Source organism: Modestobacter sp. Leaf380 (genome assembly GCF_001424485.1).
Classification (GTDB): Bacteria; Actinomycetota; Actinomycetes; order Mycobacteriales; family Geodermatophilaceae; genus Klenkia.
The window spans coordinates 1-21,724 of record NZ_LMQC01000002.1 but is presented as its reverse complement, the minus strand read 5'-3'; the positions used below and the strand labels follow the sequence as shown (position 1 = coordinate 21,724).

Annotated in this window: 21 protein-coding genes and 1 pseudogene; 15 read left to right on the top strand and 7 right to left on the bottom strand. The window is 74.4% G+C overall.

Annotation, left to right across the window (positions count from 1 at the left end):
- Nucleotides 1-10 precede the first annotated feature (10 nt).
- Nucleotides 11-1,582, bottom strand: a complete 1,572-nt coding sequence (aceB, locus tag ASG41_RS04195; protein ID WP_200938714.1) for a malate synthase A — start codon at nucleotides 1,580-1,582, stop codon at nucleotides 11-13.
- Between the two features lie 46 nt (nucleotides 1,583-1,628).
- Here aceB and uraD point away from each other — a divergent pair, with 46 nt between their 5' ends.
- The 4 genes from uraD to ASG41_RS04175 all read left to right on the top strand — a co-directional run bounded on the left by uraD (nucleotide 1,629) and on the right by ASG41_RS04175 (nucleotide 3,940).
- Entirely contained in the window at nucleotides 1,629-2,138 is a 510-nt protein-coding gene (uraD, locus tag ASG41_RS04190) for a 2-oxo-4-hydroxy-4-carboxy-5-ureidoimidazoline decarboxylase (protein WP_056290455.1), read from the top strand.
- Nucleotides 2,135-2,452 (top strand): hydroxyisourate hydrolase, encoded by a 318-nt coding sequence (uraH, locus tag ASG41_RS04185; protein WP_056290453.1) that lies wholly within the window; start codon nucleotides 2,135-2,137, stop codon nucleotides 2,450-2,452. The genes uraD and uraH overlap by 4 nt, the downstream gene beginning before the upstream one ends.
- A gap of 74 nt (nucleotides 2,453-2,526) precedes the next feature.
- The gene (pucL, locus tag ASG41_RS04180; protein ID WP_056290450.1) at nucleotides 2,527-3,432 is read left to right on the top strand and encodes a factor-independent urate hydroxylase; all 906 of its coding nucleotides are present in this window, start codon (nucleotides 2,527-2,529) and stop codon (nucleotides 3,430-3,432) included.
- A 10-nt stretch (nucleotides 3,433-3,442) separates the two neighbouring features.
- Nucleotides 3,443-3,940, top strand: a complete 498-nt coding sequence (locus ASG41_RS04175) for a phosphoribosyltransferase (RefSeq protein ID WP_056290447.1) — start codon at nucleotides 3,443-3,445, stop codon at nucleotides 3,938-3,940.
- A gap of 6 nt (nucleotides 3,941-3,946) precedes the next feature.
- Here ASG41_RS04175 and ASG41_RS04170 read toward each other — a convergent pair whose 3' ends face one another.
- Together ASG41_RS04170 and ASG41_RS04165 are read right to left on the bottom strand one after the other, a co-directional pair.
- A complete protein-coding gene (locus ASG41_RS04170) occupies nucleotides 3,947-5,569 on the bottom strand; it encodes a methyl-accepting chemotaxis protein (RefSeq protein ID WP_082556555.1) in 1,623 nt (540 codons plus the stop codon).
- A gap of 141 nt (nucleotides 5,570-5,710) precedes the next feature.
- A complete protein-coding gene (locus tag ASG41_RS04165) occupies nucleotides 5,711-6,847 on the bottom strand; it encodes a class I SAM-dependent methyltransferase (RefSeq protein WP_200938713.1) in 1,137 nt (378 codons plus the stop codon).
- A 99-nt stretch (nucleotides 6,848-6,946) separates the two neighbouring features.
- Between ASG41_RS04165 and ASG41_RS04160 the strand changes: the two genes are divergently transcribed.
- Entirely contained in the window at nucleotides 6,947-7,378 is a 432-nt protein-coding gene (locus ASG41_RS04160) for a hypothetical protein (RefSeq protein ID WP_056290437.1), read from the top strand.
- A 67-nt stretch (nucleotides 7,379-7,445) separates the two neighbouring features.
- Here the strand turns inward: ASG41_RS04160 and msrA are convergent, their stop codons facing one another.
- Nucleotides 7,446-8,102: a peptide-methionine (S)-S-oxide reductase MsrA gene (gene msrA / locus ASG41_RS04155; RefSeq protein ID WP_056290434.1), complete on the bottom strand. Its 657-nt coding sequence runs from the start codon at nucleotides 8,100-8,102 to the stop codon at nucleotides 7,446-7,448.
- A gap of 98 nt (nucleotides 8,103-8,200) precedes the next feature.
- Here msrA and ASG41_RS04150 point away from each other — a divergent pair, with 98 nt between their 5' ends.
- Nucleotides 8,201-9,223 (top strand): NADP-dependent oxidoreductase, encoded by a 1,023-nt coding sequence (locus tag ASG41_RS04150; protein ID WP_056290431.1) that lies wholly within the window; start codon nucleotides 8,201-8,203, stop codon nucleotides 9,221-9,223.
- Nucleotides 9,224-9,307: 84 nt separating this feature from the next.
- Entirely contained in the window at nucleotides 9,308-9,520 is a 213-nt protein-coding gene (locus ASG41_RS04145; protein WP_056290428.1) for a hypothetical protein, read from the top strand.
- Between the two features lie 18 nt (nucleotides 9,521-9,538).
- Here the strand turns inward: ASG41_RS04145 and ASG41_RS04140 are convergent, their stop codons facing one another.
- A complete protein-coding gene (locus tag ASG41_RS04140) occupies nucleotides 9,539-11,323 on the bottom strand; it encodes a bifunctional diguanylate cyclase/phosphodiesterase (protein ID WP_056290423.1) in 1,785 nt (594 codons plus the stop codon).
- A gap of 105 nt (nucleotides 11,324-11,428) precedes the next feature.
- Here ASG41_RS04140 and ASG41_RS04135 point away from each other — a divergent pair, with 105 nt between their 5' ends.
- The 5 genes from ASG41_RS04135 to ASG41_RS04115 all read left to right on the top strand — a co-directional run bounded on the left by ASG41_RS04135 (nucleotide 11,429) and on the right by ASG41_RS04115 (nucleotide 15,957).
- A complete protein-coding gene (locus tag ASG41_RS04135; RefSeq protein ID WP_056290420.1) occupies nucleotides 11,429-12,118 on the top strand; it encodes an alpha/beta hydrolase in 690 nt (229 codons plus the stop codon).
- A gap of 62 nt (nucleotides 12,119-12,180) precedes the next feature.
- Nucleotides 12,181-12,534 carry a hypothetical protein gene (locus tag ASG41_RS04130; RefSeq protein ID WP_056290417.1) on the top strand — a complete coding sequence of 118 codons (354 nt, stop codon included), beginning with the start codon at nucleotides 12,181-12,183 and terminating at the stop codon, nucleotides 12,532-12,534.
- An 11-nt stretch (nucleotides 12,535-12,545) separates the two neighbouring features.
- Nucleotides 12,546-13,844, top strand: coding sequence for an NAD(P)/FAD-dependent oxidoreductase (locus ASG41_RS04125; RefSeq protein WP_056290655.1), 1,299 nt, complete (start codon nucleotides 12,546-12,548; stop codon nucleotides 13,842-13,844).
- A complete protein-coding gene (locus ASG41_RS04120) occupies nucleotides 13,841-14,677 on the top strand; it encodes a DUF1365 domain-containing protein (RefSeq protein WP_200938712.1) in 837 nt (278 codons plus the stop codon). Before ASG41_RS04125 ends, ASG41_RS04120 begins: the two co-directional genes overlap by 4 nt.
- Entirely contained in the window at nucleotides 14,674-15,957 is a 1,284-nt protein-coding gene (locus tag ASG41_RS04115; protein ID WP_056290412.1) for a cyclopropane-fatty-acyl-phospholipid synthase family protein, read from the top strand. The genes ASG41_RS04120 and ASG41_RS04115 overlap by 4 nt, the downstream gene beginning before the upstream one ends.
- A gap of 90 nt (nucleotides 15,958-16,047) precedes the next feature.
- Here the strand turns inward: ASG41_RS04115 and ASG41_RS04110 are convergent, their stop codons facing one another.
- Both ASG41_RS04110 and ASG41_RS04105 read right to left on the bottom strand, forming a co-directional pair.
- A complete protein-coding gene (locus tag ASG41_RS04110; protein WP_157519020.1) occupies nucleotides 16,048-16,587 on the bottom strand; it encodes an endonuclease domain-containing protein in 540 nt (179 codons plus the stop codon).
- Between the two features lie 530 nt (nucleotides 16,588-17,117).
- The gene (locus tag ASG41_RS04105; RefSeq protein WP_056290406.1) at nucleotides 17,118-17,696 is read right to left on the bottom strand and encodes a hypothetical protein; all 579 of its coding nucleotides are present in this window, start codon (nucleotides 17,694-17,696) and stop codon (nucleotides 17,118-17,120) included.
- Between the two features lie 166 nt (nucleotides 17,697-17,862).
- On the opposite strand from ASG41_RS04105, the gene ASG41_RS04100 reads away from it, so the two are divergent.
- The 3 genes and pseudogenes from ASG41_RS04100 to ASG41_RS04085 all read left to right on the top strand — a co-directional run.
- Entirely contained in the window at nucleotides 17,863-19,029 is a 1,167-nt protein-coding gene (locus ASG41_RS04100) for an MFS transporter (protein ID WP_162245528.1), read from the top strand.
- Nucleotides 19,030-19,438: 409 nt separating this feature from the next.
- Nucleotides 19,439-20,467, top strand: coding sequence for a hypothetical protein (locus tag ASG41_RS04095; protein ID WP_056290397.1), 1,029 nt, complete (start codon nucleotides 19,439-19,441; stop codon nucleotides 20,465-20,467).
- A gap of 484 nt (nucleotides 20,468-20,951) precedes the next feature.
- Nucleotides 20,952-21,724 (top strand): annotated as a pseudogene (locus ASG41_RS04085) (hypothetical protein); the annotation flags it as partial.

Below are 21,724 nucleotides of genomic sequence, written 5' to 3'. Positions count from 1 at the left end.
GGCGCCGGCCCTAGTCGATGAGCGCGTAGGCGGGCAGGGTGAGGAAGTCCGGGAACTCGTCGGCGAGCGCGACCTGCTCGAAGAGCCGGCGGGCGTCCTCCAGCCGGTCCAGCTCGCCGATGCCGGCGACCTCCTCCTCGATGACCCGGTGCACGAACTCCGCGGTCACCGTCTCCCCGGTGTCCAGCACGACGCCCGAGCGGACCCACTGCCAGACCTGGGAGCGGCTGATCTCGGCGGTGGCGGCGTCCTCCATCAGACCGTGGATGCCGACCGCGCCGTTCCCGGACAGCCAGGCGGCGAGGTAGCGGATGCCGACCTCGACGTTGGCCCGCAGGCCCACCTCGGTGCGCTCCCCGGGCACGCCGGCGACGTCGAGCAGCTGCTCCCGGGTCACGTGCACGTCGTCCCGCTGCCGGGTGAGCTGGTTGTCGGCGTCCCCGAGGACGCCCTCGAACACCTCGCGGCAGACGCCGACCAGGTCCGGGTGGGCGACCCAGGAGCCGTCGAAGCCGTCGCCGGCCTCCCGGGTCTTGTCCTCACGGACCTTGGCCAGGGCCCGCTCGTTGGCCTCGGCGTCGCGGCGGCTGGGGATGGCCGCGGCCATCCCGCCGATCGCCATCGCGCCGCGGCGGTGGCAGGTCGCGACCAGCTGCTCGGAGTAGGCGCGCATCATCGGGGCGGTCATCGTGACCGCGGAGCGGTCGGGCAGCACGAACTCGGGCCCGGCGTCCCGGAAGACCTTGACCACGCTGAACAGGTAGTCCCAGCGGCCCGCGTTCAGGCCGGTGGCGTGCTCGCGGAGCTCGTAGAGCATCTCGTCCATCTCGAACGCGGCCGGGATGGTCTCGATGAGCATGGTGGCCCGGATCGAGCCGCGCGGGATGCCCAGCTCGCGCTCGCAGTGCACGAAGACGTCGGCCCACAGCCGCGCCTCCAGGTGGGACTCCATCTTGGGCAGGTAGAAGTAGGGCCCGCTGCCGCGCTCGAGCTGGGAGACGGCGTTGTGGAACAGGTACAGCCCGGCGTCGACGAACGCGCCGACCACCGGGTCGCCGTCGACGAGCACGTGCCGCTCGTCCAGGTGCCAGCCGCGCGGGCGGGGCACGATCGTGGGCAGCACGGCGTCCGGGCGGACGGCGTACTGCTTGCCCTCGGGGCTGGTGAACGACAGCGACCCCCGGACGGCGTCGCGCAGCACCAGCTGGCCGGTGACCACGTTGTGCCAGTGCGGGGTGTTGGCGTCCTCCAGGTCGGCCAGCCACACGTCGGCACCGCAGTTGAGGGCGTTGATCGCCATCTTCGGCTCGGTCGGCCCGGTGATCTCGACCCGGCGCCGGGTGAGGCCCGGCGGGGGCGGCGGGACCTGCCAGTCCATCTCCCGGACGTCGGCGGTCTCGCTGCGGAAGTCCAGCGGCTCGCCGTCGGCGATGGCCTGCCGGCGCAGCGCGCGGGTGGCCAGCAGCTCGTCGCGGCTGGCGCCGAAGAGGTGCTGCAGCTGCCCGATGAACTGCAGCGCCTCCGGGGTGAGCACCTCCTCCGACCGCTGGACCTCGGGCCCGACCACCTGGACGTCGATCACACGCACTCCTCAGCTCGGTTGGACCTGCCCTGGCATCCTCGCAGCCATGCCCTCCGACGGCTGGACCGTGACCAGCTTCGACACCGCGGACGTCGCTCAGGTGACGGCGGCGCTGCGCTCGTGCAACGCCGCCGCCTCCTTCGCCCCGGCGGTGGCCGCCGGCCGGCCCTACGGCTCGGCCGACGCGCTGGTCGCCCGGGCCGGCGAGGTGTCCCGTGCGCTCCCGTGGGAGGAGGTCGCGCAGGCCCTGGCCGCGCACCCCCGGATCGGCGACCGGGTGTCCGGGGACTCGGCGGAGGCGGCGTCCTCCCGGCGGGAGCAGTCCTCGATGGGCTCGGCCGACGAGCAGGTCACGGAGGCGATCCTGGCGGGCAACCGCGCGTACGAGGACCGCTTCGACCACGTCTTCCTCATCCGCGCCGCCGGCCGCACCCCGGCGGAGATGTTGGCCGAGCTGCAGCGCCGCCTGACCCACACCCCGGAGCAGGAGCGACCCGAGGTGCTGGAGCAGCTCGCCCAGATCACCGAGCTGCGGGTCCGGGGGCTGGTCGCGTGAGCGTCTCCACGCACGTCCTGGACTCGGTGCTCGGCCGCCCCGCCGCGGGGATGACGGTGCAGCTGCTGCGCGGCTCCACGGTGCTGGCCGAGGGCGTCACCGACGCCGACGGCCGGGCCCGTCTCGCCGACGGCGACACCGAGGCGGGCCCGCACCGGGTGGTCTTCGGCACCGGGGAGTGGTTCGCCGCGCAGGACCGGGAGACCTTCTACCCCTCGGTGACGCTGGAGTTCTCCGTCGTCGACCCGGCCGCGCACCACCACGTGCCGCTCCTGCTGGCCCCGTTCGCCTTCTCCACCTACCGGGGTTCGTGAGGAGACGTCCCCCGTGGTCCCTTCGTGGTTCCACGTGCAACACCACGGCAACACCGATCGGAGAGGCTGCGCGCATGGCGATCGTGCTCGGACCCAACCAGTACGGGAAGGCCGAGGTGCGGGTGGTCGCGGTCGACCGCTCCACCCCGCGACACTCCCTGGTCGACCTGAACGTCAGCTCCGCGCTGCGGGGTGACTTCGCCGCCGCGCACCTCACCGGCGACAACGCCCACGTGCTGACCACGGACGCGCAGAAGAACACCGTCTTCGCCTTCGCCCGGGACGGCGTGGGCAGCCCCGAGGCGTTCGGCCTCCGGCTGGCCACCCACTTCGCCGGCTCCTACGACTGGGTCTCCGGCGCCCGGGTCGCCGTCGAGTCCTACGGGTGGGACCGGATCCGCGTGGGCGGGCAGCCGCACGACCACGCGTTCCGCCGGGCCGGTGGCGAGGTGCGCACCGCCGTCGTCACCGCCGACGGCGACGACCTGCACGTGCTGGCCGGGCTGAGCGACCTGGTGGTGCTCAAGTCGACCGGGTCGGAGTTCTGGGGCTTCCCGCGCGATGCGTACACGACGCTGCCCGAGACCCGGGACCGTGTGCTGGCCACCGCGGTGACCGCCCGCTGGCGCTACGTCGGCACCGACCTGGACTGGGACGTCGTCTTCGACACCGTCCGCACGACGTTGCTGGAGACCTTCGCCTCGACCCACTCGCTGGCCCTGCAGCAGACGCTCTTCGCGATGGGCACCGCCGTCCTGGAGAGGGTGCCCGAGGTCGCCGAGGTGCGGATGTCGATGCCGAACAAGCACCACTTCCTGCAGGACCTCGGCGCGTTCGGCCTGGACAACGACCCCGAGGGCAGCGCGGCCGCCGTCTACCACGCCACCGACCGGCCCTACGGGCTCATCGAGGGCCAGGTGCTGCGCGACGACGTCCCCCCGGCCGAGGTGGCCTGGGCGGGTACGCCGGGCTTCTGCTGAGATCACCGTCGTGACCGCACCGGAACGCGAGACGCTGACCTACGAGACCTTCGGGACGGCGAGCCGGGACCTCGCCCAGCAGGTCGCCGACGACGGCTTCGAGCCCGACCTGATCCTGGCGATCGCCCGTGGCGGGCTGTTCCTGGGCGGGGCGCTGGGCTACGCGTTGGACGTGAAGAACCTCTTCGTGATGAACGTGGAGTTCTACACCGGCGTCGACGAGCGGCTCGAGCTGCCGGTGATGCTGCCGCCGAACCTGGACCGGGTGGACCTGACCGGCTCGAACGTGCTCATCGCCGACGACGTCGCCGACACCGGCAAGACCCTGGAGCTGGTCCGGGACTTCTGCACCGGCTACGTGGCCGAGGTGCGCTCCGCGGTGGTCTACGAGAAGCCGCGCTCGGTGGTGAAGTGCGACTACGTCTGGAAGCGCACCGACGACTGGATCGACTTCCCGTGGTCGGTCCAGCCCCCGGTCGTCAACCGGCGCGGGGGCCTCGCGCACTGAGGGCGGTCACCAGCGGAAGCGGCTGATCGAGCTCTCCATCTCCCCGGCGACCCGGGCCACCTCGTCGATCGCGACCCGCGCCTCCTGCATGCCCTCGGTGGTGCGGGCGGCGACGGCGGACACCCCGGCGGTGGCGCGGGCGATCCGGGCCGCCCCGGTGGAGGCCTCCCCGACGCTGCCGTCGACGCTGGCCACGGTGCCGGCCTGCTGCTCCAGGACCAGCGAGATGTCCCGCTGCGCGCCGTCGATGCGGCCGATGATCGCGGTGATGTCGGCGATGGCCTGCACGGCCTGCTCGGTGTCGGCGCGGATGGTCTCGACCCGGCGGGTGATGTCCTGGGTGGCCCGGGCGGTCTCCTGCGCGAGCTCCTTGACCTCGTTGGCGACGACCGCGAAGCCCTTGCCGGACTCCCCGGCGCGGGCCGCCTCGATGGTGGCGTTGAGCGCCAGCAGGTTGGTCTGCGCGGCGATGGAGCTGACCACGGCCACGACGCCGGCGATCTCCTGGGAGGAGACGCCCAGCTGCGCGACGGTCTCGGTGGTGGACCGGGCCACGGTGACCGCGCGGGCGGCGACCTCGAGCACCTCGGCGCTGCTGGCGGCGATGGTGCGCACCGAGGAGCTGAGCTGCTGGGACGCCGCGGCGGCGTCGTCGACGCTGGCGGCCACCTGGCCGGCCGTCGTCGAGGCGTCCTCGGTGCCGGTGGCGGACTGCCCGGCCAGGCCCAGCACCGACGTGGAGGTGGCGACCAGCTGACCGGTGGCCGTGGCGACGGCCGTGGCGTTGGCCCCGACGGTGGCCAGCAGCCCGCGCAGACCGACCATCGAGGAGTCCAGGCTGCGGGCGATCGTGCCGACCTCGTCGCGGCTGTCCACGCCGGTCTGCGCCCGCAGGTCGCCCTCGGCCAGTGCCGCGACGACGGTGCCCACCGCGCGCAGCGGCCGGACGACGGAGCGGGTGACCGCCCAGCCCAGCCCGACCAGCAGCGCGGTGGCGGCCAGGGCCGTGCCCACCAGCACCGCCTGCGCGGTCGACTGGGCTGCCTGCGTCTCGGCGCGGACGGCCTCCTCCTGGGCGTCGATGGCGGTGGCGACCGTGGGCAGGCTCTGCTCCAGCCGGCTGAACACCCGGCCGAAGTCGGGGTAGGCGGCCAGCGCCGCGTCGGGGTCCTGGGCGGCGGTGCGGACCAGGTCGTCGGCGGCGGCGACGTAGGCCTCGACGTCCGGACCGACGGCGTCGGCCGCCCGGGTGACCTCGGCGCCCAGGCCGGAGCCGGCCGCGGCAGCCAGGTCCGACCGCAGCGTCGCCGAGTGCTCCTCGAGGGCGGCAGCGGCCGCGGTCAGGTCGCCGGACGTGCGGGCGACGAGCGCGGACAGCACGTCGCCGCGGATCGCGTCGTGCATCATGTCGGCCTGCATGGTGAGCCGCACCGCGTCCGCAGCCCGGCTCTGCGCGGCAGCGCCCTCGACCGCACCGGCCTGCGCGAGCGCACCGACGGTGGCCACGCCCACCAGGGCGAGCACCCCCGTGCCGACGAGGACGGACAGCTTCCCGCCGAGGGGCAGGTCGGACCAGCGGGCGTGCGCCATCGTGGACTCCAGGGACCGGTCCGCTGCGACAGCGGGCATCCCCCGGGCTTACGGCACCGTCCGAGCCGAGTTGAGCCGAACACGCAGCTCAGCGGGGCAGTCCGAGAGGTCCAGCTCCCGGTGTCGTCCGGGCGGCGAGTGCCTCCAGCCGGTAGGCCGCGCGCCGGCAGAGCTCGGCGCTCACGCGATCCGGCGGATCCCGCCGCCCGCGGCCCGCTTGGTGGAGGCCGTCACGGTGAACTTGGGGTCCCGGGACAGCTGCCGGGTGGGGCCGACCGTCTGCTGCAGGGTGGCCCGGTGCGGCAGGTGGGAGTTGTAGACGCACCAGAGCTCCCCGCCGGGCCGCAGCACCCGGGCGGCGGCGTCGAAGAGCCGCTCGGCCGCGCCGGTGTGCACGGCGACGCCGAGGTGGAACGGCGGGTTGCAGACGACCAGGTCGACGCTGGCGTCCGGGACGCCGTCCAGCGCGTCCTCGCGGGTGACGGTGACCCGGTCGGCGACGCCGTTGGCCTCCACGGTGGCCCGGGCCGAGGCGACCGCGGCGGCGCTCGCGTCGCTGGCCAGCACGTCGTACCCGGCGCGCGCGAGGGCCACGGCCAGCACGCCGGTGCCGCAGCCCAGGTCGACGGCACTGCCCGAGCCCTGCGCCGGCAGCGCGGCCAGCAGGGCCCGGGTCCCCAGGTCGACCTTGGTGCCGGCGAAGGCCGCGCCGTGCGCCAGCACGGTGACGCCGAGGTCGGCGTGGACCTGCCGGCGGGGGAAGCTCGAGGCCCCCGGCGTCGGGCCGCTCGCCACCAGGACCCGGGACTTCTGCCGGGCCAGCGTGGCGTGCACGTGGCCGAAGGAGTCGCCCAGCACGTCGTTCATCGCCCGGGTCATGTGCTTGACCCGGCCGCCGACCAGCAGCGTCACGCCCGGGGCGGCGTCGCGGGCGACGGTCTCGGCGATCTCCCGGAGCGCGTCCAGGCTCTTGGGCGCCTGCACCAGCACCAGCTCAGCGCCCCGGACCAGGTCGGCGTCCAGGCCGTGCTGGGTGTACGAGCCGGTGTGCCCGGTGCGCTCGGCGTTGGCGGCCAGCGCCCGCTCCCCCACCCGCAGGTCCTGGTGCACCCGGACGCCGGTGGCCCCGTGCAGCGCGATCGCGCCCAGGGTCAGCGCGCCGTGCGAGTCGTCGATCGTGACGACGGCGTCCGGCGCCACGGCGATCGCCGCGGCGGCCTCGTCCAGCAGCAGCCGGTCGGTGGCGTCGACCGCGACCAGGTCGGGGGCGTCCACGTCGGGTTCGCGGCGGAGCTGGTCGAAGAAGGGGTCAGGCACGCCGTCCACTGTCCCCCACCGGGAGGATGCGCCCGCACCGGTGGTCCGGCAGGCTCCTCGGGACCGGTCGCACGGGGCGCACCGGGAGAGGAGACCCTCGTGGACACCGGTGTCAGTTCCCGGCCCAGCATCCCGCTGTTCGTGGTCGCCGCAGCGGGTGTGGCGTTCGCCCTGCTGCTGGGGACCGGCAGCGTCGAGTGCGGCGCCGACGTCATGTCCCCCGGCGACCGCTGCATCGTCAACGGGTCCGAGCAGTCCTACGCCGACCGGGTGTCGCTCATGCACGATCAGCTGATCGGCGGGCTGGTCGTCGCCGTCCTGGCCTTCGTCGGTGCGTTCGTGGTGGGCGTGCTGCGCCGCCGGCGGGCCGACCCGGCCGCCCGGCTGGCCTGGGAGGCCGAGATCGCCCGGCGCGGCCAGGCGATGACCTCCCCGGAGCTCGCGCAGGCCTACGACCAGGAGGTCCGCAAGGAGCGTCGCAAGCGGTTCTACCTGCCGCCGGAGCAGGTGCCGCCCGCCCCTCCCCGCTGACCGTCCCCGGACGCACGACCGGCCGCCCCCCGCTCTCGCGCGGGGGGCGGCCGGTGTCGGTCCGGGGTCAGACGCCGGTGAGGCCCACCGGGCATGAGACGCCGGTGCCGTTGACCGGGCAGTAGCCGTTCGGGACCTTGTACAAGTACTGCTGGTGCACGTCCTCGGCGTAGAAGAACTCGCCCAGCGGCAGGATCTCGGTGGTGATGTCGCCGTAGCCGGCCGCCGTCAGGCGCGCCTGGTACTGGTCGCGGGAGGCCTCGGCGGCCGCCTGCTGCTCGGGCGAGGTGTAGTAGACCGCCGAGCGGTACTGGGTGCCGACGTCGTTGCCCTGGCGCATGCCCTGGGTGGGGTCGTGCTCCTCCCAGAACTCCTTGAGCAGCACGTCGTAGGACACGACGGCGGGGTCGAAGACGACCAGCACGACCTCGGTGTGCCCGGTGCGGGCCGAGCAGACCTCGTCGTAGGTCGGGTTCGGGGTGAAGCCACCGGCGTAGCCGGCCGCGGTCGAGTAGACGCCCGCGTGCTGCCAGAACACCTTCTCGACGCCCCAGAAGCAGCCGGCGCCGAAGACGGCGGTCTGCATGCCCTCGGGGAACGGCGGCTGGATGCGGTTGCCGTTGACGGCGTGCAGCTCGGGGACGTGCGGGATCGGCTCCGAGCGGCCCGGCAGGGCGTCCTCGGCCGTGACGGACTGCGTCTTGGCGCGGGAGAAGAACGACATGCCCCGAATGTAGGACCGGCCCGCAACCGCCGCCCCGGGAACACCGACGGCCTCCCACGCCCTGACCGGAGGAGACGCCGAGAGCAGAGGAGACACCCGTGCCGATCACCACCCGCGAGGTCCAGCTGGCCGCCCGCCCCCACGGTGAGCCCACGCCCGCCGACTTCGCGCTCGTCGAGCGTGAGCGCCCCGACCCGACCGAGGGCCAGGTCGTCGTCGCCAACGTGGCGATGAGCGTGGACCCCTACATGCGCGGCCGGATGAACGCCGGCCCCAGCTACGCCGCGGCCTGGGAGGTCGGCGAGACCATGCAGGGCGGCACCGTCGGCCGGGTCGTCACCTCCCGTTCGCAGCGCGTCCCCGAGGGTGCCCTGGTGCTGCACAACGCCGGGTGGCGCGACACCGCCGTGCTGGACGACACGCTGGTCAGCGTGCTCCCCGACCTGGAAGGCATCCCGCTGTCCTGGCACCTGGGCGTGCTCGGGATGCCCGGGCTGACCGCCTGGGCGGGGCTGTTCCGGCTGGCCGACTTCCGCGCCGGGGACGACGTCTTCGTCTCCGGCGCCGCGGGCGCCGTCGGCAGCCTGGTCGGCCAGTTCGCCCGGCTGTCCGGCGCCGCCAGCGTCGTGGGCAGTGCGGGGACGCCGGAGAAGGTCCGCTGGATCACCGAGGAGCTGGGCTTCACCGCCGGCTTCGACTACCACGACGGACCGGTCCGGGACCTGCTGCGCCGGGCCGCCCCCGACGGCATCGACGTCTTCTTCGACAACGTCGGCGGGGACCACCTGGAGGCCGCCATCGACGTCTTCCGCGTGCACGGCCGGGCCGCGCTCTGCGGGGCGATCTCCGGCTACAACTCCACCGGCCCCACCGCCGGGCCGGGCAACATGTTCCTGCTGGTGGGCAAGCAGCTGAGCCTGCGCGGGTTCATCGTCGGCGACCACGCCGACCTGCGCCCGCAGTTCGTGGAGACCGTCAGCGGCTGGCTGCGCTCGGGTGAGCTGCAGGTCCGCGAGACCGTCCGCGAGGGCCTGGACGACGCCGTCCCCGCGTTCCTGGACCTGCTGCGCGGCGGCAACACCGGGAAGATGGTCGTCCGGCTGGCCCCCGACCCGGCCTGAGCACCGCCTCCCGGTTCCTGGACCGCGTCGCCGGGCTCCCGGCGACGCGGTTGACCAGGGTGGATGCGGGGCAGAGAGGGCCGCATGTGGCTCTTCATCTCCCGGCGCATCCGCATGTGGCTGCTGCTCACCGTCCTGGTCCCGCTCGGCACCCGGGTGCTCCGCTCCCTCGGCCGGCGGCTCGAGCGTGCGAAGGGCCCCTCGGCGGTCAGCCGGAACCTGATCAAGGCCGGTGACCTCGCCGAGCAGGGCGCCGGGCGGCTCCGCGGCAAGCGCGGTACCGGCACCCGCCGCTGAGCCACCCGCCGCTGGGTCTCAGCCGGAGGTGAGCGACGCCGGTGCGCGCCGCACCGGCTCCCGCGGGACGGGCCGGCCGAAGAGCCAGCCCTGGGCGAACGCGCAACCCAGCCGGGCCAGCTCGTCCCGCTGGTCGGTCCGCTCCACGCCCTCGGCGACGACGTCGAGGGACAGCCCGCGGGCCAGCTCGACGATGGTGGCCACCAGCGCGGTGGCCGCGGGGGTCCGCCCCAGGTCGGTGATGAAGCTGCGGTCGATCTTGACGATGTCGACGGGCAGCCGGCGCAGGTAGGACAGGCTCGACCAGCCCGTGCCGAAGTCGTCGATGGCGATCCGCACCCCCAGCGCGCGCAGCTCCTGCAGCCGCTCGCAGACGCTGTCCAGGTCCTCGACCAGCGAGGTCTCGGTCACCTCCAGCACGAGCCGGTCCGCCGGCAGGCCGCTGTCCCGCAGGGCCTCGCAGACGTCGTCGACGAAACCGTCGTCGGCCAGCTGCCGGGAGGACACGTTGACGGCCACCTTGCTGGGTCCGACCTCCCCGCCCAGGCCCGCCGCGGCGTCCCGGGTGGCCTGGCGCAGCACCCAGCGGCCCAGCGCCAGCACCGCTCCGGTCTCCTCGGCCAGCGGCACGAAGTCCAGCGGCGGTACCGGACCGCGCACCGGGTGCTGCCAGCGCACCAGCGCCTCGTAGCCGGCGGTGACGCCGGCGGGCAGGGTGACCACGGGCTGGTGGTGCACGGCCAGCTGGTCGCCCGCGGCGAGGGCGGCGAGCAGGTCCTCGGCCAGGGCCGCGCGGTCCAGCACGGCCTCCGCCATGCCCTCGTCGCACACCACCACGCGGTTCCGGCCGGCCGCCTTGGCCTGGTACATCGCGACGTCGGCGTCCCGGAGCAGGTCGGCACCACTGCGCCGCCCGGCGGTACCCGACGTCCGGGCGACACCGATGCTGGCCGTCACGCGCACGGCCCGGCCGGTGAGCTGCACGGGCACCGCCATGTCGACGCGCACCCGGCGGGCGACGTCCTCGGCGTGCACGGGGTCCCCCGGCACCAGGACGGCGAACTCGTCCCCGCCCAGCCGGACCACCAGGTCGCCGTCCCGGACGCAGGCCCGCAGCCGGGCCGCGACCTCCACCAGGAGGGCGTCGCCGAAGGCGTGCCCACGGCTGTCGTTGACGGCCTTGAAGCCGTCCAGGTCCAGGAAGAGCAGGCTCGCGGGGCCGCCCCGGCGCAGCAGACGGTCCGCGGCCTCGCGCAGCCGCCGGCGGTTGGCCAGGCCGGTCAACGGGTCGGTGCGGGCCTCGACCTCGGCCAGCCGCCAGCTGCGGTGGTGCACCGCGCCGGCCAGCACGGTGGCCAGCAGCGGCACCAGGTCGAAGGGGTCCAGCCCGCTGGGGCCCAGCTCGATCAGGGTGAAGTGGGCGCCGGTGACGACCAGCACGGTGGGCACGATGACCCAGTCCTGGTACAGCGCGCTGACGGTGAGGGCCAGCAGCAGCCAGGCGAACGTCTCGCCCTGACCGGTGAGCGGCACCAGCACGGAGGCCCCCAGCGCCAGGCTCCCGGTGGCCAGCATGGTCCGCACCCGGGGCGGCAGGGCAGCCGGCAGCGACAGCAGCGCGGGCACCCCGATCACCAGCAGCACCTGGGCGGCCACGGGCCGGCCCAGGCCCAGGGAGCCGGCCAGCATGGCCACCCCGACGGCCTGGGCGACGGCGAGGCGGGCGATCCACCGGTGCCGCACGACCCACTCGGCGACGGGCAGCGTCGTCCGCGCGTACCAGCGCTGCGGGCCCGGGTCCATGGTCGTCCCTTCGGCGCGCGGTGAGGATCACATGAGCCGATCGGGCCGCGATCACCCCTCGGGGGTGCAGGACGTCCGCACAGCGCCCACGATCGACGAGTGTCCGTGACCGAACCCCAGCTCGAGCGTCACCCCGTCGACGGCGAGACCCGCGGCGTCGCGCTGTTCTGCCACGGCGGGACGGCGGCCAGCATCGCCCCGCCCAAGGAGAAGGCCCTCTCCCTGGTCCGGATGCGCGCCTTCGAGGCCTACGTGCGCAACGACCTGGGCCCGCGCGGCATCGAGACCGCCCTCGTCCGGTACCGGGTGGCCGGCTGGAACGGCGACGCCGCCGACGCCTACCGCGACGTCCAGCACTCCATCGACGCGCTGCGCGACGACCTGGGCAAGGACGTGCCGATCGTGCTGGTCGGGCACTCCATGGGCGGGCGGGCCGCGCTCAAGGCCGGCGGCGACCCGCAGGTCACCGCCGTCTGCGCGCTGGCGCCCTGGACCCCGCCCGGCGAGCCGGTCATGCACCTGCGCGACCAGACCGTCGCGATCCTGCACGGGTCCGGTGACCGGTGGGTCCCGGCGCGGCTCTCCGCGGACTTCGCGGTGCGCGCCCGGCGGGCCGGCGCGCGCGTCGCGCGCTTCACCACGCCCGGCGGCCACACCATGCTGCGCAGGGCCCACCGCTGGCACGAGTTCGCCCGTGACATCGTGCTCGCCGGCACGGGGCTCGAACCGATGCGCGAGGACGTGACGAACGCCCTCCAGCAACCGAGCCCGGAGGGCCTGGCCGTCCCGCTGTGACGGCCCGCTCCTCGGGGTGAGGACCGGTGCCGAGAAGGCCCCACCCTGCCGAGGAGTAGAGAATGCCCGTCCTGTCCCGTGTGCTCGGAGTCGCCACCGCCGGTTTCGGCGTGCTCGAGTTCGTCAAGACCGACCTCTACGGCAACGCCGCCGGCCTCGGCCCGTCGTCCCGGGCGCTGCGCACCCTGCACCACTCCCTCGGCGCCCGCGACATCGCGATCGGCGTGGCGATGACCGTCGCCCCGGCCGGCCCGCAGCTGCAGGCCGCCACCGTGATGCGGATCGTCTCCGACCTCACCGACGCCGTCTCCTTCGGGCTCAACGCCCCGACCGGGGACAAGAAGGCCAAGTCGCTGGCGGTCGCGCTGGGCTACGCGGCGCTGTGCGCGGCGTCCCTCAAGGGGGCCGGCAAGTGACGGCCGCGGCCATGGCGCGCCCCCGCGCCGCCGTCGTCGGGTCCGGGGTCTCCGGGCTGACCGCGGCGCACCTGCTGCAGCGCACCCACGACGTCACCCTCTTCGAGACCGACAACCGGCTCGGCGGGCACGCGCACACCCACGACGTGGCGACGCCGGACGACCGGGTCGTCCCCATCGACACCGGGTTCATCGTGCACAACGAGCGGACCTACCCGAACCTGCTCAAGCTCTTCGCCGAGCTGGGGGTGTCCACCCAGCCCACCGAGATGAGCATGTCGATCGTCTGCGAGGGCTGCGGGCTGGAGTACGCCGGCGCCCGCGGGCTGTCCGGGGTCTTCGCGCAGAAGAAGCAGCTGGCCAACCCGGCCTACCTGCGGATGCTCGTCGAGGTGAAGCGGTTCCACCGCCAGGCCCACCGGCTGCTCGAGCTGGCCGGCGCCGACCACGAGCGCGGCGGCGGCGGGACCAGCGAGTTCGACGGCCTGACCCTCGGCGCCTTCCTGGCCCTGGGCGGCTACTCCGACTACTTCGTCGCGCACTTCATGGTCCCGGTCGTGTCCTGCGTGTGGTCCTCGGGCACCGGGCTGTCGCTGCAGTACCCGGCCGTCTACCTGTTCCGCTTCCTGGCCAACCACGGGATGCTCTCGGTCTCGGGCTCCCCGCAGTGGCGCACCGTCACCGGCGGCTCGCGGGCCTACGTCGAGAAGGCCGCCAAGGGCCTGACGGCGGTGCAGACCGGCGCCGGCATCACCACGCTCACCCGGCACGTCGACGGCGTCGAGCTCACCGACGCCGACGGGCAGCGGCACGCAGCCGACGTCGTCGTCGTCGCCACGCACCCCGACCAGGCCCTCGCACTGCTCGGGGACCCGACCGACGCCGAGCGGGCCACCCTGGGCGCGTTCGAGTACTCGCGCAACGAGACCCTGCTGCACTCCGACGCCTCGATCATGCCGCGCGCCGAGCAGGCCAAGGCGTCCTGGAACTACCGGATGCCCGGCTGCGCCGACGACACCCAGGCCGTCCAGGTGACCTACTGGATGAACAAGCTGCACGCGATCGACGAGCCGGTGGACTACCTGGTCACCCTCAACGCCACCGACCGGATCGACCCCACGACGGTGCTGCGCCGGATGGTCTACGACCACCCGACCTACACCCCGGAGTCCGTCGCCGCCCAACGCCGGCTGCCCGCGCTCAACACCGGGCGCACCGCCTTCGCCGGGGCGTACCACGGCTGGGGCTTCCACGAGGACGGCTGCGCGTCGGGCGTGCGGGCCGCGGAGTCCCTCGGCAGCGGCTGGTGACCGCTGGGGTGCAGGCGGACCCGGACCCGACCGTCGGCACGGTCCAGGACTGGACCCCGGTGGCGACGCCGGCGCTGTACGACGTCCGGGTCGGGCACACCCGCTCCGCCCCGCTGCGCCACACCTTCGACCACGGCGGCTACCTGTGGCTGGTCGACCTGGACGACCTGCCCCGGCTCCCCCGCGGGCTGGGCTGGGCCGCCCGGTTCGAGGCCGCCGACCACCTGGGTGACCCGTCGTCGACGATCAAGGCCAACGTGGCGCACTTCGCCGCGCTGAACGGCGTGGACGACGTCGCTCGGGTGGTGATGCTGGCCAACGCCCGCAGCGGGCCGCACGTGTTCAACCCGCTGTCCACCCACTGGTGCTACCGGGCCGACGGCTCGCTGGCCTGCATCGTCGCCGAGGTGCACAACACCTACGGCGAGCGGCACGCCTACCTGCTGCGGCCGGACGACGCCGGGCGCGCGCAGGCCGAGAAGGACTTCTACGTCTCCCCGTTCAACACCGTCGACGGCCGCTACCTGATGCGGTTCACCGGCCCCGGGGAGCAGCTGCACGTGACCATGGCGCTGCAGGTGGGCGGCCGGACGCCGTTCGTGGCCACCCTGCGGGGGCGGTCCACGGCGGCCACCACGCGCGCCGTCGTCACCCGGTTGGTGCGCTGGCCCCTCATGAGCCTGTGGGTGTCGACGCTGATCCGTTTCCAGGGCATCCGCCTGTGGGCACGGCGTCTGCCGCTGGTCCCCCGCCCCCCGCATGATCCGGTTGCCGGGGTCGTTGCGAACACTGCCCGGCAGCACGCCCCGACCGCGAACGAGGACAGGCCATGACGACGGTGCACCACAACACGAGCCGGACCGAGGACGCGCGCTTCCCCGTGCCCCGTCCGGACGAGGCGCACTGGCCGGGCCTGGCGACCCCGCCGCGGGACCCGTTCCGGGCCGCGGTCGCCGAGCGGCTGTTCCGGCACGCCGTCTCCACGCTGCCGGTGCGGGTGGTCTTCCCCGACGGCACCGTGCTCGGTGCCGGCGACCGGCACGCCCCCACGATGCGGATGGTCCGCCCGGCCAACGTGTTCCACCGGCTCGGCGCCGACGCCAAGATCGGTTTCGGCGAGGCCTACATGACCGGGGACTGGACGACCGGCCCGGACACCGACCTGGCCGACCTGCTCACCCCGTTCGCCGCCCGGATGGCCTCGCTGGTGCACCCGGCGCTGCAGCGGCTGCGGCACCTGGTGGAGCGCACCCAGCCCATCGGCGAGGTGAACACCAAGGAGAACAGCCGGCACAACATCAGCCGGCACTACGACCTGTCCAACGAGCTCTTCGAGGCCTTCCTCGACGAGACCATGACCTACTCCTCGGCCTGGTTCGAGCCCGGCGACGACCTGGACGCCGCCCAGCTCCGCAAGATCGACGGCGTGCTGGACATGGCCCGGGTCGGCGAGGGCATGCACGTGCTGGAGATCGGCTCCGGCTGGGGCGCCCTGGCCATCCGCGCCGCCCAGCGCGGCGCCCGGGTCACCACGCTCACGCTGTCCTCCGAGCAGCAGGCCCTCGCCCGGGCCCGCGCCGAGGCCGCGGGCGTCGCGCACCTGGTCGACGTGAAGCTGCAGGACTACCGGGACGCCACCGGCCAGTACGACGCCGTCGTCTCCGTGGAGATGATCGAGGCCGTCGGCGAGCAGTTCTGGGCCACCTACTTCACCGCCCTGGACACCCTGCTGGCGCCGGGCGGGCGGGTCGGCCTGCAGTCGATCACCATGCCGCACGACCGGATGACGGCGACCCGGCGCAGCTACACCTGGATCCACAAGTACGTCTTCCCCGGCGGGATCATCCCCTCGATCCGCTCCATCGAGGACAACCTCACCGCGCACACCGGCCTGTCCATCGTCGAGCGCCGCGACCTGGGCCCGCACTACGCGGTCACCCTGCAGATGTGGCGCGAGCGCTTCATCGCCGCGTGGCCGGAGCTGCAGGGCTCCTTCGACGGCACCTTCCGCCGGATGTGGGAGTTCTACCTGGCCTACTGCGAGGCCGGCTTCCGCTCGGGCTACCTCGGCGTCAGCCAGCTCGGCCTGGCCAGGGACCCCTTCCCCCGCTGACCCCGGCGCCCGGCGCCCGTCGTCGGACAGGGAGTGCCGGCGCACCGGTCTGAGCCCAGAACGGTGCGCCAGCACTCCCTCCGCCGGTGATCAACGCCGCCGAGCGGCGTACGCGCGGGCCAGGTCCAGTCGGACGGCTCCCGGCTCCGTGGTGCCCCTCCGGTGGCTGACCCGGACCACCACCCAGCCCTCGGCGAGGGCGGCGGCGTCCCGGCGCAGGTCGCGCTCCCGCTGGTCGGGCTGCCGGTGCCAGGCCGCGCCGTCCAGCTCGACCCCCAGCCGGACGTCCTCCCACGCACCGTCCAGGTGCAGCGTCCCGATGCGCGTACGCAGCGGGAGCTGCTGCCGCACCGGCGGGAGGCCCGGGACGTCGAGCAGGTGCCGCAGGCCCCAGACCTCGAACTCGCTCTGGCAGCCGCCGTCCACCAGGTCCAGCAGCCCGGTGAGCGAGGAGCGGCCCGCGAGCCTCGGGAGTCCGGCCGCCGCCTCCCGGCACGCACCCGCCGTGACCATCCGGCGCCGGACGGCCCCGATGACGCCCGCGCGCGCCACCTCGACCGGGAGCGGCGGGTTGCCGGGGGCGTGGGCGTGACCCCAGGCGTCCACCAACGACGCAGCCAACCCCGTCACCGGGAGACCGTCCTGCACCCGACCGCCGGGTCGATCGACGCGGTGGACACGAAGCCACGGAGGCAACGGGGGGATGTTCTGCGTCCGGCCGACTGCCACGTGGACCACCGGTCCCGGCTGCGCGACGACGTCCCACGCCGCGAGGGCGGACCGGCCCGCCAGCAGGCCACCGCTCCAGAGCACCGCTGCCCGGGCACGCGGCCGCCAGTGCCCAGCCGCTTCCGGCAGCGCGACGAGCCCCGGCAGAGGGCGGAGCAGTCGACCGCTGGCCACCCACCGACTGACGCTGGTGCGATGCGTGAGCGCCGCGAGGTCCGCGACGCGGGCGACGCCGTCGGGGCCCAGGAGCGCACGGAGGTCGACGGTCACCGCCCCAAGCTGCCCCCCGGAGGCCGGCCGACAGCCCCTCGCCACGATCTGTGGACACCGACCGCACCTGTGGACGAGGACCGCGAGTGCTCCGGACGCACTCGGCCGCGGGACTGCGTCCTCAGCACTCCGCGTGACGCAGTGGTCCCACCAGGCACGGGTCAGGCGACGCGGGGGCCGTGGACCTCCATCTCGTAGTAGGTCTGCCGGTCGGGGGCGCGCATCGTGCCGTCGCAGGCGCCGACCATCCACTGCTCCAACGTCGCGCTCATGTGCTGGACGGTGTCGTTGTGCGCGCAGATGTCGAAGGCGACGACGCCCCGGTCGGCGACGACCCGGTCGATGATCGGCTGCAGGGTCGTGCGGAAGACCAGGCTGCGGCGGACGTCGGGGTGGGTGAGCGTGAAGCCCAGGTAGTAGATGGCGTCCCGGGCGGCGTGGGCGGGGTGCCGGGCGGCGAAGTAGGCCGGCTCGATCCAGGGGACGGCGGTCAGGTCGCCGGTGAAGGTGGTCAGCCCCAGGGCGGTGCCGTCCTCGCCGAAGGCCACGTACTTGTCGATGCGCTCGTCGGCCATCTCCTCGGCGAACTCCGCGGGGGACAGCACGTGCCGGGCCGCGGCCAGGGTGCGCAGCGGCTCGAAGGCGGCGCGGTACAGCTCGTAGAAGGAGTCGACCAGGTCGGCGGGGACCGTCTGCAGCCGCTGCACCTGCAGGGGGCGGCCGTGGTGCGGGGTGGTCATCGACGCTCCGTATCCAGCTCGGGCCACCCGGGATGGCGGCCTCTCCGGTGACTGATCGTGAGGGCAGCTCGCCGTGCGTGGACGATCGAGCCACGAAAGGATGAACGTCCGCCCGACGCACTCACCCACGGTGATGAGCGGTGACGCCGGGGCCTACGGTCACCCCGTGCGGGGACGCGGAGCGGTCTGGTTGGTCGTCTGGCTGTTCACGGTGGTCATGCTCGGCGGGACGGTGCCGGCACCGCTCTACCCGTTCTACGTGCGTTCCCTGGACCTCTCCGAGCTGCAGGTGACGGTGGTCTTCGCCGCCTACGCCGTCGGCACCCTGACGGCGCTGCTGCTGGGCGGCGGCCTGTCCGACCGGCTCGGACGGCGGCCGGTGCTGGCCCTCGCCGTCGGCATCGCGGTCGCGTCGACCGCGGTGTTCCTGCTGGCCCCGACGCTGCCGGGCCTGCTGGTCGCCCGGGTGCTGTCCGGGCTCTCGGTCGGGCTGACCACCGGGACGGCGACCGCTGCCATCGCCGAGCTGCACCCCGACCGGCGCACCGCGACCACCCTGGCGACGGTGGCCAACATGGGCGGGCTGGGCCTGGGTCCGGTCGTCTCCGGCCTGGTCGCCCAGCACCTGCCGGGCCCGACGACCGGGCCCTACGTGGCCTTCCTGGTCCTGCTGCTGCCGGTGCTCGCCCTGCCGCTGCTGCCCGAGACCCGGCCGCGGACCACCGGGCTGCTGGGCGCCGTCCGGCCGCAGCGGTTGTCGGTGCCCCGCGCCGGGCGGCCGAGGTTCGTCGCCGCTGCGGTCGGTGGGTTCGCCGCGTTCGCGGTGCTCGGGCTGTTCACCTCCCTGACGTCGTCGTTCCTGGGGCAGGAGCTGGGCGACCCCGGGCCACAGACCGTCGGGTTGTCGGTGGCGGTGATGTTCGTGGCCGCGGTCGCGGCGCAGCTGCTGGTGCAGCGGTGGGACCCGGACCGCGCCGCTCTGGTCGGTGCGCTGCTGCTCCCGCTGGGGACGGCGCTGGTCGTCGTCGCACTGGCAGCCGGGTCGCTGGTGCTCTTCCTGCTGTCCGCGGTGGTGGCCGGAGCCGGCGTCGGGTTCTCCTTCCAGTCCGCGGTCGCCCGGGTCGGTGGTCTCGCCTCCCCCGACGAGCGGGCCGCCGTGACGTCGAGCTTCTTCGTGGTGGCCTACCTGGGGATCACGGTGCCGGTGGTCGGGGTCGGTGAGATCGCGACCGCCAGCTCGCTGACCACCGCCGCTGTCGCGCTGGCGGTCCTGGTGCTGGTGCTGTCGGCGCTGGCCGCCGTCCTCACCCGGCGGCACCCGACCCCCGCCTGAGGGCGGCTGGCCGCACCCCCGCCACCGGTCTCGGACGCCGTGCCGCGGGTGGCCTGGGCGCCCCAGGGACCCCGGGGGCCCTACGGAACGTGACCGGCCGGTTCCGCCGGTCCACCCCATCGGAGGACGTCCGCCCCCGTGCCTGGAACCCCTTGGTTCCGTTGTACTGGGTGTCGTCGTCCGTCGACCCTGGGTGGAGGTGTGCACTGTGTCTTCTCGTCGTGGTGTGCGTCTGTCCCGGGTCGCCGGGCGGGCCCTGACCGTTGCTGGGCTGGGCGTGGGGGTGTCCAGCAGGCGGGCCCCCTCCTCNCAACTTCCCCCGTGCCTGGAACCCCTTGGTTCCGTTGTACTGGGTGTCGTCGTCCGTCGACCCTGGGTGGAGGTGTGCACTGTGTCTTCTCGTCGTGGTGTGCGTCTGTCCCGGGTCGCCGGGCGGGCCCTGACCGTTGCTGGGCTGGGTGTGGGGGTGTGGCTGGCCGGTCAGGCGACCGCGCAGGCCGATGAGGCCCCCTCACTGGGTTCTGCGCTGGCCGGGGTGACGGCACCGGTCGCTGACCTGGTGACGACGGTGACGGCGCCGGTGAGTCCGGTGGTGGCCCAGGTGGCTGCCCCGGTGGCTCCGGTGGTCGCGCAGGTCGTCGCCCCGGTCGCACCCACCGTCGCGCAGGTCGCTGCTCCGGTGGCTCCGGTGGTCGCGCAGGTCGCGGCGCCGGTGGCGCAGGTGGCTGCCCCGGTGGCGCAGCTCACAGCACCCGTCGTGACCCCGGTCGTGCAGGTCGCGGCGCCGGTGGTCGAGGCGGCCGCGCCCGTGCTGGTCCCGGTGACCGGGCTCGTGGCGCCGGTCGCGGAGGCTCTCGCCCCGATCGCCGGCGCGGCTGCTCCCGTGGTCGACCTGCTGGCGCCGGTGACCGGTGCGCTGGCGCCGATCGTGTCGTCGCTGTCGCCGGTGACCGGGGCCTTGGTCCCGGCCGTCGAGCCGGTCGTCGGTCCGCTGACCCCCGCTCTCGGGCCGCTGGCCCCGGTGGCCGGTCCGGTCCTCGCGACGCCGGCTCGGGTCCTGGCCGCGGGTCCCGGCACCCCGGCCCCCACCGCGGCCCGTCCCGCCGCGGATGGCCCGACGCTGGCGGCTGGGCCCCGGGTCTCCCCCGTGTCCGGCGTGACGTCTGCCGGTCCCGTCGGCTCCGTGACCGCTGCGACCGCCGTGCCGAACGGTGCGGTCCCTGCGCCGTCGACTCCCGCCGTCCCTGCCGCCCCGGTCTCCCCGGTGAGCGGTCCTGCTGCCGGTGCCGCCGGTGGCTCCCCCTCCTCCGACCAGACGGCGGCCGACCTGTCGGACGCCACCCTGGCCGCCCTCGGCGCGGGCCTGTCCGCCGTCGCCGACACCGCCCGCGATGCTGCGGGCAACACCGCGTTCGACCCCTCCTTCTCCCCCGACTGACACCGCCGCCCGCTCAGCCTCTGCGCGCTGAGCCCGGCAGTCCCCAGCCCCCCGCCTCTCGTGCGGGTGCTGGTCCACCTCAGTCGAGCACCACTCCTGGAGAAGGAACCCCTACGTCGGCCTGGCCCTGGACCCGGAGTGGCGGCTGCGCCCNTTCTCCCCCGACTGACACCGCCGCCCGCTCAGCCTCTGCGCGCTGAGCCCGGCAGTCCCCAGCCCCCCGCCTCTCGTGCGGGTGCTGGTCCACCTCAGTCGAGCACCACTCCTGGAGAAGGAACTCTCGTGATGAACCTGTGGGTCAAGCGCGGCCTCCAGACGGCCCTGCTCACCGGCGGCCTCCTGGCCGTCGGCAGCGGGATCGCCTCAGCCGACGACAACATCGACGTGACCGTCCCGGTCACGATCACCGACAACACCCTGGGCGTCCTCACCGACGCCACCGCCACCGCCACCAGCGGCCTGGAGAGCCGACGACAACATCGACGTGACCGTCCCGGTCACGATCACCGACAACACCCTGGGCGTCCTCACCGACGCCACCGCCACCGCCACCAGCGGCCTGGAGCTGCCCGCCCTGGACGCCGACCTCACCCTGGACCTGGGCCCCGCCAGCGTCTCGGTCCCGATCACCATCGGGGACAACACCGCCGCCATCGGCGGCAGCACCACCCCCGCCCCGGCTCCCGCCCCGGCGCCGGCGCCGGACGTGACCGGTGGCGCGCAGATCGCCGACGAGACCGGCTACACCGGACCCCCGACCTCCACCCCCGTCCCCGCCGACTCCGGCGCCGACTCCGGTTCAGGGCTGGACGTCACCGTGCCGGTCACCATCGGCGGCAACGCCATCGGCGTCGTCGGTGACGCCACCTCGACCGGGACGACCACCGTCCCCACACCGGCCGCCTCCACGGGCTCCGGGCTGGACGTGACCGCACCGGTCACCGTCGGCGGGAACGCCGTCGGCGTCCTGGGTGACGCGACCTCCACCGGGGGCACCACCGCCCCCGCCCCGACCGGCTCCACCGGCTCCGGCATCGACGTGACCGCCCCGGTCAGCATCGTCGGCAACGCCGTCGGCATCGGCGGGGACGCCACCTCCACCGGCACCACCGCCCCGACCGCAGGGACCGGCACCGGCAGTGGCACCGGCGACGGCATCACCGTCACCGCACCGATCACCGCCTGCGGCAACGGCATCGGCGTCCTGGGTGACGCCACCGCCACCTGCACCACCCCCACCACCCCGGCCGCTCCCGC

Coding starts and splice junctions, on each gene's coding strand:
- uraD (WP_056290455.1), top strand. CDS start 1,629: ATGCCCTCCGACGGCTGGACCGTGACCAGCTTCGACACCGCGGACGTC.
- ASG41_RS04130 (WP_056290417.1), top strand. CDS start 12,181: ATGCCCGTCCTGTCCCGTGTGCTCGGAGTCGCCACCGCCGGTTTCGGC.
- ASG41_RS04115 (WP_056290412.1), top strand. CDS start 14,674: ATGACGACGGTGCACCACAACACGAGCCGGACCGAGGACGCGCGCTTC.
- ASG41_RS04105 (WP_056290406.1), bottom strand. CDS start 17,696: ATGACCACCCCGCACCACGGCCGCCCCCTGCAGGTGCAGCGGCTGCAG.
- ASG41_RS04170 (WP_082556555.1), bottom strand. CDS start 5,569: ATGCCCGCTGTCGCAGCGGACCGGTCCCTGGAGTCCACGATGGCGCAC.
- ASG41_RS04145 (WP_056290428.1), top strand. CDS start 9,308: ATGTGGCTCTTCATCTCCCGGCGCATCCGCATGTGGCTGCTGCTCACC.
- msrA (WP_056290434.1), bottom strand. CDS start 8,102: ATGTCGTTCTTCTCCCGCGCCAAGACGCAGTCCGTCACGGCCGAGGAC.
- ASG41_RS04125 (WP_056290655.1), top strand. CDS start 12,546: ATGGCGCGCCCCCGCGCCGCCGTCGTCGGGTCCGGGGTCTCCGGGCTG.
- pucL (WP_056290450.1), top strand. CDS start 2,527: ATGGCGATCGTGCTCGGACCCAACCAGTACGGGAAGGCCGAGGTGCGG.
- ASG41_RS04140 (WP_056290423.1), bottom strand. CDS start 11,323: ATGGACCCGGGCCCGCAGCGCTGGTACGCGCGGACGACGCTGCCCGTC.